Annotated in this window: 11 protein-coding genes and 3 pseudogenes; 5 read left to right on the top strand and 9 right to left on the bottom strand. The window is 35.5% G+C overall.

All coding sequences use genetic code 11. From position 1 onward, the window contains the following. Positions 1-27: 27 nt before the first annotated feature. Positions 28-780 carry an IS5 family transposase gene (locus tag OOK85_RS00470; protein ID WP_264702624.1) on the top strand — a complete coding sequence of 251 codons (753 nt, stop codon included), beginning with the start codon at positions 28-30 and terminating at the stop codon, positions 778-780. Here the strand turns inward: OOK85_RS00470 and OOK85_RS00465 are convergent. The 3 genes and pseudogenes from OOK85_RS00465 to OOK85_RS00455 all read right to left on the bottom strand — a co-directional run. Next, positions 772-1113 (bottom strand): annotated as a pseudogene (locus OOK85_RS00465) (hypothetical protein); the annotation flags it as partial. The gene OOK85_RS00470 and the pseudogene OOK85_RS00465 overlap by 9 nt on opposite strands. Positions 1114-1122: 9 nt before the next feature. After that, positions 1123-1544, bottom strand: a pseudogene (locus OOK85_RS00460) (hypothetical protein); the annotation flags it as partial. 107 nt (positions 1545-1651) lie between these two features. After that, entirely contained in the window at positions 1652-2404 is a 753-nt protein-coding gene (locus OOK85_RS00455) for an IS5 family transposase (protein ID WP_264702253.1), read from the bottom strand. A 178-nt stretch (positions 2405-2582) separates the two neighbouring features. Between OOK85_RS00455 and OOK85_RS07945 the strand changes: the two are divergent. Continuing rightward, positions 2583-2681: pseudogene (locus OOK85_RS07945) on the top strand (IS5 family transposase); the annotation flags it as partial. Between the two features lie 138 nt (positions 2682-2819). Here OOK85_RS07945 and OOK85_RS00450 read toward each other — a convergent pair. Then, the gene (locus OOK85_RS00450; RefSeq protein WP_010963022.1) at positions 2820-3578 is read right to left on the bottom strand and encodes a cytochrome c1; all 759 of its coding nucleotides are present in this window, start codon (positions 3576-3578) and stop codon (positions 2820-2822) included. A gap of 199 nt (positions 3579-3777) precedes the next feature. On the opposite strand from OOK85_RS00450, the gene OOK85_RS00445 reads away from it, so the two are divergent. Then, positions 3778-3981: a hypothetical protein gene (locus tag OOK85_RS00445; protein WP_264703345.1), complete on the top strand. Its 204-nt coding sequence runs from the start codon at positions 3778-3780 to the stop codon at positions 3979-3981. A gap of 7 nt (positions 3982-3988) precedes the next feature. On the opposite strand, the gene OOK85_RS00440 is transcribed toward OOK85_RS00445, so the two are convergent. After that, positions 3989-5218: a cytochrome b gene (locus OOK85_RS00440; RefSeq protein WP_264703343.1), complete on the bottom strand. Its 1230-nt coding sequence runs from the start codon at positions 5216-5218 to the stop codon at positions 3989-3991. A gap of 425 nt (positions 5219-5643) precedes the next feature. Continuing rightward, positions 5644-6594, bottom strand: a complete 951-nt coding sequence (locus OOK85_RS00435; protein WP_264702189.1) for an IS481 family transposase — start codon at positions 6592-6594, stop codon at positions 5644-5646. 186 nt (positions 6595-6780) lie between these two features. Between OOK85_RS00435 and OOK85_RS00430 the strand changes: the two genes are divergently transcribed. Next, positions 6781-7344: a NifU family protein gene (locus tag OOK85_RS00430; RefSeq protein WP_458694283.1), complete on the top strand. Its 564-nt coding sequence runs from the start codon at positions 6781-6783 to the stop codon at positions 7342-7344. After that, on the top strand, positions 7341-8564 hold the full coding sequence (hisS, locus tag OOK85_RS00425; RefSeq protein ID WP_264703338.1) for a histidine--tRNA ligase: 1224 nt from the start codon (positions 7341-7343) through the stop codon (positions 8562-8564). The genes OOK85_RS00430 and hisS overlap by 4 nt, the downstream gene beginning before the upstream one ends. Before the next feature lie 24 nt (positions 8565-8588). On the opposite strand, the gene surE is transcribed toward hisS, so the two are convergent. The 3 genes from surE to OOK85_RS00410 all read right to left on the bottom strand — a co-directional run bounded on the left by surE (position 8589) and on the right by OOK85_RS00410 (position 12437). Next, a complete protein-coding gene (gene surE, locus OOK85_RS00420; protein WP_264703336.1) occupies positions 8589-9341 on the bottom strand; it encodes a 5'/3'-nucleotidase SurE in 753 nt (250 codons plus the stop codon). 208 nt (positions 9342-9549) lie between these two features. Then, positions 9550-10893: a signal recognition particle protein gene (ffh, locus tag OOK85_RS00415; RefSeq protein ID WP_264703334.1), complete on the bottom strand. Its 1344-nt coding sequence runs from the start codon at positions 10891-10893 to the stop codon at positions 9550-9552. Next, entirely contained in the window at positions 10878-12437 is a 1560-nt protein-coding gene (locus tag OOK85_RS00410) for a proton-conducting transporter transmembrane domain-containing protein (protein WP_264703332.1), read from the bottom strand. The genes ffh and OOK85_RS00410 overlap by 16 nt, the downstream gene beginning before the upstream one ends. Positions 12438-12442: the final 5 nt, after the last annotated feature.

Below are 12442 nucleotides of genomic sequence, written 5' to 3'. Positions count from 1 at the left end.
ATAGGTAAAAAATGGAGAAACTACCATATGCAATATTACATCAAAGAGGAAAATTGGAAACAAATTTTAGAGTTCATAAAAAGCGTAAAAGGAATGCACAGCAAAAATGAAAAACGTTTAAGAATATTCATAGAGGCAGTGTGGTACATAGTGCGAAGTGGTTGCCAATGGAGACTTTTACCAAAAACTTATGGTAATTACAGGAGTATACATAAGCGATTTAAAAGATGGTGTGAAAGAGATGTCTGGAAAAAATTGCTTGAATATACTAAACAAGAGCCTGATTTAGAAGTTGCTATAATCGACGGTACGATCATCCGAGGCCATCCATGTTCATCTGGATATACAAAAAACTCCAAGGATCAAGAAGCTTTAGGGAGGAGCAAAGGTGGCTTTACAACTAAAATACATGCGCTTGTCGATGCACTTGGAAATCCACTTAAATTTACTCTGACTCCTGGTCAAAGAAATGAAATTACGCAGGCACAAGTGTTGACCGAAAGTATCTATAACTCTACTGTAGTAGCTGACAAGGGCTACGATAGCAATGCCTTTGTTATAAGTCTTGAAGACAAGGGATGTACAGTAGTTATTCCGCCAAAACGGAATCGAAAAGTGCAAAGGTATTACGATGAGCATATCTACAAAGAACGTCATTTGATTGAGTGTTTTTTTGGTAAAATTAAAAATTTTAGGCGCATTTTTTCCAGATTTGATAAAACTGCTGAGGTTTTTATGGGTTTTCTCAATTTTGTTGGAGCTCTTGTATGGCTTCTCTAAAATTTTGTCCACAGAGCCTAGAATGTTCTTTGCGGCTTTCGCTTGTATCTCATACGACTTAGACTTCTGATGAGAAGCTCCTGCGTATTGGTGAGTATAGTTATTATAATAAGTACGGAGACTAGAAAGTGCAGAAAGTTTCGCAGTTTCCAGTAATTCCAGCTCAATATCCTCTTTACTCCTTTCAACAATTTTCCCTCCTTCTGTTAAACAATAACTTTTTTGCCAGTCAAAACTCTTTGGTGCTTCATACCAATCATTCCCTGTTGGCTTACTTTCAAGCGTTGTTGTTTCAATTTGCTTGTTGTTTTCAAAATGTATGTAAATGGTCACAATTTCTTCTCACACCCAAATTTTATATGTAGCGTCCAATCCTGGACATTGCCAAGCCCTTAGCGTCCTTTCCACATCTACTTCAAGTCCTGTGGTTAGAAAATTGTTACGTATGTTATAAATCCCCCACTGGATAAATTGACTATAGATATGTATATCACCTGAAAGCATACCTTCACTAACTTTTCCTCTGGAATATAGATAAGATGATGTATAAAGTAATACTGCAACTGTTTTTCCTGCTGGAATTTCTACATTCCCAGATCCAGCAAAGCTGCTACTATAACCCGTGTGTACGTAAACATTTTTCCACGTTATCCTTGAAATTCTTGACTTATTAGCATTTGTGTTATCAGGAGTTCCCACAAATAATCCTGCACTTTGGTTGTATTTTTTACAAATATTACTCCAAGTGCAGCATATGGGTAGTATAGCTCTTTTCATAATAGTCCGGAAAGTTCATAGAAAAGCAGAATCAACAGCATGACGAAAAGATGTGAATAGAGGAATGTTTTTCCTAGGCTCTGTGGACAAAATTTTAGAGAAGCCATACAAGAGCTCCAACAAAATTGAGAAAACCCATAAAAACCTCAGCAGTTTTATCAAATCTGGAAAAAATGCGCCTAAAATTTTTAATTTTACCAAAAAAACACTCAATCAAATGACGTTCTTTGTAGATATGCTCATCGTAATACCTTTGCACTTTTCGATTCCGTTTTGGCGGAATAACTACTGTACATCCCTTGTCTTCAAGACTTGTAACAAAGGCATTGCTATCGTAGCCCTTGTCAGCTACTACAGTAGAGTTATAGATACTTTCGGTCAACACTTGTGCCTGCGTAATTTCATTTCTTTGACCAGGAGTCAGAGTAAATTTAAGTGGATTTCCAAGTGCATCGACAAGCGCATGTATTTTAGTTGTAAAGCCACCTTTGCTCCTCCCTAAAGCTTCTTGATCCTTGGAGTTTTTTGTATATCCAGATGAACATGGATGGCCTCGGATGATCGTACCGTCGATTATAGCAACTTCTAAATCAGGCTCTTGTTTAGTATATTCAAGCAATTTTTTCCAGACATCTCTTTCACACCATCTTTTAAATCGCTTATGTATATTCCTGTAATTACCATAAGTTTTTGGTAAAAGTCTCCATTGGCAACCACTTCGCACTATGTACCACACTGCCTCTATGAATATTCTTAAACGTTTTTCATCTTTGCTGTGCATTCCTTTTACGCTTTTTATGAACTCTAAAATTTGTTTCCAATTTTCCTCTTTGATGTAATATTGCATATGGTAGTTTCTCCATTTTTTACCTATTAGGCTAAACTACCATCTTTTTCTCTCTTTTCATATTTTTTGTCCACAGAGCCTAGCGCCTCCATTGCTTTTTTTCTTAAATCATAACTATATGCTGCTGGCATTCAACCTCCTTATCATTATCTATCCTTATCACATCCGGACTTCTATGAAAAGAGCTATAAATCGTGAAAAAGAACTGCTCATTAAGTGCTATTTGCTTAATAAATTTACTGACATTGGTATGGCTAAATTCGAAATGGCTACATGAATTTATCGTAAATTATTACCGTATAAGGTACGATGCGACAAAGCCATCCCAGTGTCAGCTACTCGGATGACACCGTCATAAAGGAACCAGTGTTAGCTACTTGGATGACAACCATTGTGCTTGAGGCAAAATTGACTATCACTTCTTTTTATAGAGCTTGCTCCAAACTTTGTTGTTAGTTAATACAAAAAACACTGTTAAAATTATAAAATACGCCACTACTTTTAATCCAAGTTTATGCCGGCGCTCTAATTCTGGCTCTGCTGCCCATTGTAAAAAATTTATCACATCATACGCCATATTTTCAACTGTGGCTTGCCTTGCACCATCATATTCCACCATTCCTTCAGAAAGTGGTGGCGCCATAGCTAATCTGCCTGTTGGAAAATACGAATTAAAATATAAATCATTTTCATCGTGTTCGCCGTTTTGATAGCCTGTTAACAATGAATAGACATAATTTGCACCATCATGCCTTGCTTTAATAATTAATGATAAGTCTGGTGGGACTGCACCATTGTTGCTTGCTGCAGCTGCTTCTTTTGTATCAAAAGGCGCAATAAAATAATCCGAAGGTACTCCAGGTCTGTCAAACATTTCACCCAAATCATTCGGACCATCTTTAACTTGATAAGAAGCTGCTATTTGTTTTACATCTTCTTCAGAAAAACCGACATCTTGCAAATTACGAAATGCTACCCTATTCATTGAATGACAAGCAGCACAGACTTCTTTATACACTTTATAGCCACGCTGAATTGACTCTCTATCGAAAGATCCGACAATTCCATCAAATTTCCAGTCTATTTTCTTATTTGGTGATGATTTAAATTCTTCTGCAGATATAAGACTAGATAGAAATAACATGCAGAAGATTGCAAATACATTAGATCCCATGCATAACCACTGTTTTAGTAAATTTCGAATTGATGTCATGCAAGTAGCTGACACTGGAATCCAGCTTATTTCATCACTGACATTATGGTTATCATGCACTCCTAGAATCTGTTGTCCATTGCATGATTTGTAAGTATTTTTATACCTGGATCCCAGTGTCAAGCACTGGGATGACAACGGAAGATAGTGGAATGACACTGTGTGTTGTATACAACGTTCATACAATTGTGTACATGATGCTGGAATCCATTTATTTTTTTTCTGGATCCCAGTGTCAAGCACTGGGATGACAAAAGAGGGCTCTGGGATGACAGAAGAGAGCTCTGGGGTGAAAGAAGAGGGCTCTGGGATGACAGAAGAGAGTTCTGGGATGACAGAGAATTTTGTAAGAGATCTGCTTTGAATTGACATCACCTCATCTCCGGCACAGAATCACTTAAGGTTTTTGGTGGTTCTTTTGGCTTTTCATACTTACTAAGCAGTGGTAAAGCTATCACAAAGTATGCAAAGTAATAAAGAGTAGATAGCCTACTCATAGTGATGTAAGGCTCTTTTACCTCTTGTCCTCCAAGCCAGGCAAGAAGTACAAAATTTATTGCAAAAACCCAAAAAAATTTCTTAAACACCGGGCGATAAGCACCACTTTTAACTTTTGATTTATCAAGCCAAGGTAACAAAAACCACACTAAAATAGACGCAAACATGGTAAGCACACCAGTAAGTTTATCTGGAATTGAACGTAGCATTGCATAAAAAGGTAAAAAATACCACTCTGGCACTATATGTACCGGAGTGACCATAGAATCAGCTTCTATATAATTGTCTGGATGCCCAAGATAATTGGGAGCATAGAAAACAAATGCGAACAAAACTACAAAAAACAGACCAAAAGTTATGCAATCCTTGACTATATAATAAGGATAGAGAGGGATGGTATCCTTATCTGATTTTACCTCCACTCCACTTGGGTTACCAGAGCCAAACCTATGCAGAGCTATCACATGAAGCATAGCTAAAGCAATAATAACAAAAGGCAGAAGATAATGCAGAGCAAAAAAACGGTTAAGTGTTGGGTTATCCACTGAAAAACCACCCCATAACCATATAACTATTTTATTGCCAATTAAAGGTATAGCAGAAAATAAGTTGGTTATAACTGTTGCACCCCAGAAACTCATTTGTCCCCAAGGCAATACATATCCCATAAAGGCAGTTGCCATCATTGCAAAAAATATAAATATTCCAATAAACCACACCATCTCTCTCGGTCTTTTATAAGATCCGTAATATAATCCACGCATTATATGAACATAGACTACCATAAAGAAGAGCGATGCTCCAACAGCATGAGTGTAGCGTATTAACCACCCGTAATTCACATCTCGCATTATGCGCTCTACACTATTAAACGCATAATCAACATGCGGAGTGTAGTGCATAGCAAGAAATATACCTGTTATTATTTGTAAAATCAGCGCTATACCAGCCAAAGAGCCAAAGTTCCAAGCATAATTTAAGTTTTTTGGCACTTGGTAAGAAGCAGTGTGTCTTAGAAAAGAAAATATAGGCAATCTATATTCTATCCATCCTAATATGCCTTTTTCTTCTTTTATTGTTTCTTTTTTGTTATCTTCCTGCATAACTTAAACCTTTCTGAACACATGTCCATTGCTACTTTTATCTTATTTTTTTATTGTAGCAACTTATCCTTTACGCACAAATAAAAACTTTAAAGCAATATTAATTACCTCTTCAGCAACCTATCACGTGCTGCGTTTAATTTCTGTGCAAAATACTCTGAGCCTCCTTATATCTGGGTGAACTAATTTCATTAAATTTTGATATGCTTTATTGACTTCATTTTGACTTGCTTCAGGATTAAATCCAGTTATCTAAGTGGAGAAAGTCACCTCTCCCCACTCGACTTCAAAACCGGACTTGTGACTTTCACCACATCCGGCTTCTCTCTAACTTGGTGTTTGTCATACATACTTCTCCATGTAATTAACATTTCAAAGCTTGGTAAATTTGTTTTTATAGCTTAAATACAGCATTCTCTATATTACTAGGTGTATGGTCCCAGAGTGTGATGGTGTGGATTTAGTATAAATAATTCTGGAGACTGTGTCCACTGATAACATATAAATTCATAAGGAGTAAGACCCTTAAGAGTTTTGAGTCTCTTTGCATAATTATAAGCCATAACAAAGTTATAAAGGTGTTCTTTAAGTTGCTGGTGCGATTGATAGTAATACTTCTTAACTGTAGCATCCTTTAAAGTTTTATTCATACGCTCGACTTGCCCATTCGTCCAAGGATGGCTAACTTTTGTCAAACGATGTTCAATAACATTCTCTTCGCAAACTCTATCAAATATATGTTGGAAAGCATACTTATGACGCTTCTGGTTTGTAAATTGTATACCGTTATCTGTCAAAATAGTATGGATTTTATACGGTAAAATTCTAATCAAATTACGTAAGAACTCAGCAGCTATGGGTTTTGTAGCACTGTTACGCAACTCAACATAGGTAAATTTGGATGTCCTATCAATAGCAACAAACAAATGTAATTTGCCCTCCTCAGTTCTAACTTCAGCAATATCAATATGAAAGTAACCGATAGGATATTGTTTGAATTTCTTTTTTGACTTAACTTCTCCATCAACAGTTGGTAATCTGCTAATGTTGTGTCTTTGTAAACAACGATGCAAGCTAGAGCGAGTCAAATGCGGAATTGTAGACTGCAGAGCGTAAAGGCAATCATCTAGTGGCAGTAGTGTATACTTGCGAAATGTAACTATTATAGCTTCCTCTTCTAGCGTTAAAACAGTCGATCTTGGACGCTTTGGACCCATATCAGCATCTTTCGTAAATGAACGTTTTCTCCACTTAATAATAGTTTTTGGATTAAGGTTATAATGCTTGGAGAGTTTTGCTATGCTCTCTTTTCTATTTTGTATTGCTCTACGAATCGTCTGTGTTGTTTTGGCGCACCCATGTAATATTTGTCCCATAACTCCTCCTTTGATGGTATTTTTTTCTCATATTTTATCATACCATCACACTCTGGGACTGTACACCTAGGCAAAATAAATATAATTACTATGAATACTAAAAAAAGAAAAAAGATGAATGACATGTATATTTTTTTATCATTTTATGATTAAATAGTAACAATTATAATCGTCATGGTAAATAACATGTTCATCCAGATTGAAGAAACACCAAATCCAAACACACTGAAATTTCTTCCTGGATTTGCAATTCTAAACGAAGGAGAAACGGCTGATTTTTCAAATGCGGACGAAACAAAAAACTCCAAGTTAGCAGCAAATCTTTTTCAAATAGAACATGTAGTGAGAGTATTTTTTGGCCATGATTTTATTTCAGTGACAAAATCTGGTGGGATTAATTGGGATATATTAAAAGTGGAAATTTTAACTACAATTATGGATCACTTTACTTCAGGTGGAAAAGCACTAGATAAAGAAGGAGTGAATGATCCAGATAAGGAATTTTTTGATGAAAGTGATATAGAAATTGTAAATAGAATAAAAGAATTGATGGAAAGTTGTATCAAACCTGCAGTTGCTCAAGATGGTGGCGATATCAAATTTCGTAGCTATAAAGACGGGATAGTTTATGTTGAGCTACAAGGAGCTTGCTCTGGATGCCCAAGTGCTGCAATTACTTTAAAGCAAGGAGTGCAGAATATGCTGAGCTACCACATACCAGAGGTTGCAGGTATAGAGACCACACTATGACTAATCAAACGGTTAGAGGAACAAAAGATCTCCTGTTTGATGAATGGTACAAGTTTAAACACATAGAGCAAACAGCAAGCAGAATCTCAAGTCTATATGGCTTTTTGCCTGCTCAAACTCCGATATTTGAATATACGGAAGTTTTCACAAAGACTTTAGGTGATAGCTCAGACATCATCACTAAAGAGATGTACACCTTTAATGATAAAGGGGAAAAGAGCATAACTTTACGTCCTGAGTTCACTGCAGCAGTTGTCAGGCTACTCATTGAAAAAAAACTGCAAACGCCGATAAAATTATTTTCAACAGGGCCTGCATTTCGTTACGAAAGACCGCAAAAGGGAAGACAGAGGCAATTTCATCAGATAAATTTTGAGGTTTTTGGTGTAGAAGATTCAAAAGCCGATGTTGAATTGATATCACTCACTCAGCACTTACTAACTGAATTTGGCATCAATAAAAATGTAAAGCTGGAAATCAACTCTTTAGGTGATGGTGAAACAATAACTAAATATAGAGAAGCTTTGATCTTATACTTTACAAAGTATCAAAATGATCTATCAGAAGATAGCAAAAATAGGTTGATCAAAAATCCACTCAGAATACTGGATTCCAAGGATGAGAAAGATAAATCAATAATTTCTGATGCGCCTAAAATCAGCAATTATTATACGAAAGAGTCCTCAGATTTCTTTGAACAAATACTAAATGGATTAACAATTCTTGATATACCTTATACCGTAAACAATAAACTAGTTCGAGGTTTGGATTATTATTGCCACACAGTGTTTGAGTTTGTTACAGAGGATTTAGGTGCACAAGGGGCAGTTTTTGCCGGTGGAAGATACGATAATTTAGTATCTTCAGTAGGTGGAAAACACACTCCAGCAATAGGATTTGCAGGGGGTATTGAGCGCATAATGGAGTTAATCAATTATTCTCCGAAAGAAGAGCGGCCTATTTACCTAATTCCAATCGGTAGAGAGGTTGAAAAACATGCTTTAACACTTGCAAATGAATTGCGCAGAAATGGTTTATATGTAATCTATGAATATAGCGGAACGCTCAGAACCCGAATGAAAAAAGCAAATCAAGCAAATGCTAAAGCTGCTTTAATTTTTGGCGATGAAGAATTGAGTAGTAAAACTTTAAAGATTAAAAACATGGATACAGGTGAAGAAAAAATAATTGCTCGCGATAACACAATAGAAAACATCTAATTAGGAGCAATGCAAATGTTTTTCTCAGTCAGCTATAGAAGAAAATTCGTTTGCACAAGAATTTTTCATAGCATTCAATGTATCATAATCTGTAAAATCTAATTTTACTGGTGTGATAGTAATAAATCCTTCTTTTATTTTATTTACACTACCACTGCCTGAGTGTTCTCGAGACCAATTTAAGCTAAAAGAGCCATTCGAATTTTCAGTAAAAGTTAAATCCCCATCAATGTTATATTCACCTTGTTCAGCAAATTCTACTCCTTTTACTTTTTCCGTAGCAGGAAAATTTACACTCATCACTATGTTTTTAGGCCAACCAACCTTAACTAGCTTGGCAATAACCTTTGGTGCAAAAACCTTTGTATTGTGCCAGTCTATTTTATCATGATAAACTTGGCTCAGCGCAATAGAAGGTATAGACCTTGCAGCACCTTCCATTACAGCACCAATTGTTCCTGAATAACAAATATCGTTCCCGACATTTGATCCAATATTTACTCCGGACAATATTAAGTCTGGTTTTTTATTCATAACTTTATTTAGCGCAATAATGACACAATCTGCAGGAGTACCAGACACACTAAATTCCCTTTCACTATGTTGTTTTATTCCAATAGATTGTTTCACTGGATAATCAAGAGATCTTGCAGCTCCGCTTCTATCAGTATCTGGTGCCACTATCCATATTTCTGACGCAAAATTCCGTGCAACCTCTTTGAGTAATTTTATTCCTTCACTTCCAAAACCATCATCGTTTGTTATTAATATTATCATATACAATACTCAGCTATACAGTTCCAAATTATGTAAATCACTGGCTGTAAATAAACTCATGAGGCTTTAAGTTTCTTTGCATAACTATGAACTGTAACAAAGAACCTGCTGTTAATCAATAAGAAAAGGTTAGGAGTGCAAACAGGGAAGCTGTAAATCTTTTTGCGAGACCTAAGCCGGCTTTTGATATAGCTAAAGGTAAGGTTACTTACTTTCTGCTTAGCATATCCATCAAATCAGATTCTTTGAGTTTACTATGGTCAACTTTACTGAACTTATTTACCATAGAGCTCATTTGATTATACTGCTTAATCAGAAGATTAACGTCAGTTACACTTGTTCCGGACCCCTTAGAAATTCTAAGTCTTCTTTTGCCATTTAAAATATCTGGTTTTTGCCTTTCTTTTTCGGTCATTGAGTTTATGATGGCTATATATTTTTTCACTTTATTGTCATCTGGCACACTGCTACTTAGCTTTTTTGTGAATGAACTAGGAATGAATTTCATTATGTTGCTAATACCATCCATTTTACTCAGAGTTTTTAACATTCCCACTAGGTCATTTAGGTCGAATTTACCCTTTTTTACTTTCTTTTGTAACTTATCAATTTCTTCCTGACCAACAATCTCAGCAGCTTTTTCAACCAATGATACAACATCACCCATGCTAAGTATCCTTTTTGCAATTCTATCAGGATAAAAATCATCGAGGTCACTTAATTTTTCACCACAAGCAATAAATTTAATTGGACAATCGGTGATCATTTTCATAGAAAGAGCAGCACCACCACGTGCATCACCATCAACACGAGTAAGAATAATGCCAGTTACACCTATTACCTCATTGAATGATTTGGCAATGTTGACCGCATCCTGGCCTATCATTGCGTCGGCTACTAAAATAACTTCTGCAGGTGAAGCTATTTCCTTTACGGCTTTCAACTCATTCATCATATTATTGTCAATATGAAGCCTGCCTGCGGTGTCTAGTATTAATACATCATAATTATCGTTCTTTGCTGCTGCCAGTGCCCTTTTTGTAATTGCAATAGGCTCCTCATTTATTACTATAGATAAAGTTTGTACGTCTATTTGTTTACCCAGCACCTCAAGTTGTTTCTGGGCAGCAGGCCTATAAATGTCTAAAGAGGCAAGCATCACTTTTTTCTTTTGCTTTTTTAGTTTTAAAGCAAGCTTTCCTGAGGTAGTTGTTTTACCTGCACCTTGTAAGCCCACCATCATAATCACAGCAGGAGATTTAACTGCTAGATTTAAGTCACTTTTCTCTGATCCGAGAACTGCAACTAAATTATCCTGCACAATTTTAATTATCATTTGTGCTGGAGAAACACTTTTTATGACTTTTTCCCCAATCACTTTATCTTTAATGTCGTTGATGAATTTTTTTGCAACTTCAAGTGAAACGTCAGCTTCAATTAAAGCTATACGTATTTCACGCATGGCAAGATTAAAATCATCTTCAGAAATGATTGACTTTCCTCTCAGTTTACTAAATACAGAATTTAAACTTTCAGTTAACGATTTAAACATAATAGCATTAGTAGAATACTCATTAAAAAGAGAGAAGAAGCTGAAACAAAACTCACTGAGTTATAACCCAGCACTTCTTTAAGTTTAGTAATATTATTAAAGTATAAACCAGTAAGTGGATTAGTCAAGTTTTGCACTACGCTGGCAAACATTTCTCTAGTTTTAGAGACTAACTGATTGAACAACAAGACAATATAGGATATGAAAGTTCTAAAAATCCAATCAACATCCATTTTAAAATTTACTCTCGGGTAAAATAACTTGCGTAAAGGAATAAACAATAAAGTGGTACATAGTAACAAATTAAATTGCGACAAAATATTTTTTGTGTTGTACACAAAATCGAAAATCGAAGGTTTATTGTAAATAGGTAAGTAAGGATTGCCAGCGATTACGCATATAAATGCTAAAATAATCATAGTCATTTTGCCTCCTCTCTCTGCTAAAGGTTTTGACTTACTTTTTGCAATAAATAAGTAATAAAGAAACTTTAGCCCCACGCTTAAATGAAGCAGCAAATTTAGAAGCTTATATAAATTTTTATACCCTTTTAAGGCAACAGTGTTCATTTCAATTTCAGCTGTGATATATGATTTACTGATAAATCCAACGGTTCCAGGAAATGCAGCCATTGTAAGTATTGCGATTATAGCACACATGCCTTCCATTGACATCAGTTTACCCACTCCATTAAAACTAATTGTTTTTGTTTGTGAAATAATCGAATTACTGACCACAAACAATAATGATTGATAAACAAGAGAGAAGATTATATGCAGTATCAAAATTGGTATTGCTTTTTCCGAAGGACTGAGCAAACTTCCTGCAATAATCAGCAAGCCCATTTGTCCTACAACGTTATAGCATAAAAATCTGCGAATATTTTGCTCAAGAGAAGCAAATATAATGCTGTAAATTGCAGTGATGGCGCCTACAAGCGCTAATATTTCAGTACAATCTTGCCATAGGTTATAAGTGTGTAAAAGCATCACTAAAAAAGAGACTTTAGTGGTAAATAAAGAGAGATATGTGGTGCCATGTAGCGATGCAGCAGGATATGCATCAACAACCCAAAATGAAAAAGGAAAACAAGCGCAGTTTATCAATAAACCCAAAATTATCAGGTTAGTGCTTTGAAGTGCCAATCCTGCTATTAATATAACTCCAACGAAAAAGTGTACACAAGCGTACCTTATTGCAGGTTCACTATCTCTACAGCCAGCTGCGATAGTAAAAAATGCACTGACGGTCATTAATTCACAGAATATTATAACCAATATCATATGTTCAGATAAAACTGCATAAAGTGAACTAATAGTGTAAGCAGCAAAAGATAGCATCTCTGAAAAAGTCAAATTTTGTGCTGGTAGAACAGCTAAAAATGCAACTGATAAAAAAGATATTAGTATGGTACGAAAAGATAAATCAAAATCTAGAATTGGGAGAGACCAATTTACTGCAATGCTCAAATTTTCAGGTAATTTTAGGACTATAACTATTAATACAGTCAGTAGAAGTAACAGTGACGATTTATAAAGTTGCACAATAA

Origin of the sequence: Wolbachia endosymbiont (group A) of Volucella inflata, assembly GCF_947250665.1 — a bacterium.
Lineage (GTDB): Bacteria > Pseudomonadota > Alphaproteobacteria > Rickettsiales > Anaplasmataceae > Wolbachia > Wolbachia pipientis.
This window is presented reverse-complemented; position numbering and strand designations above follow the sequence as displayed.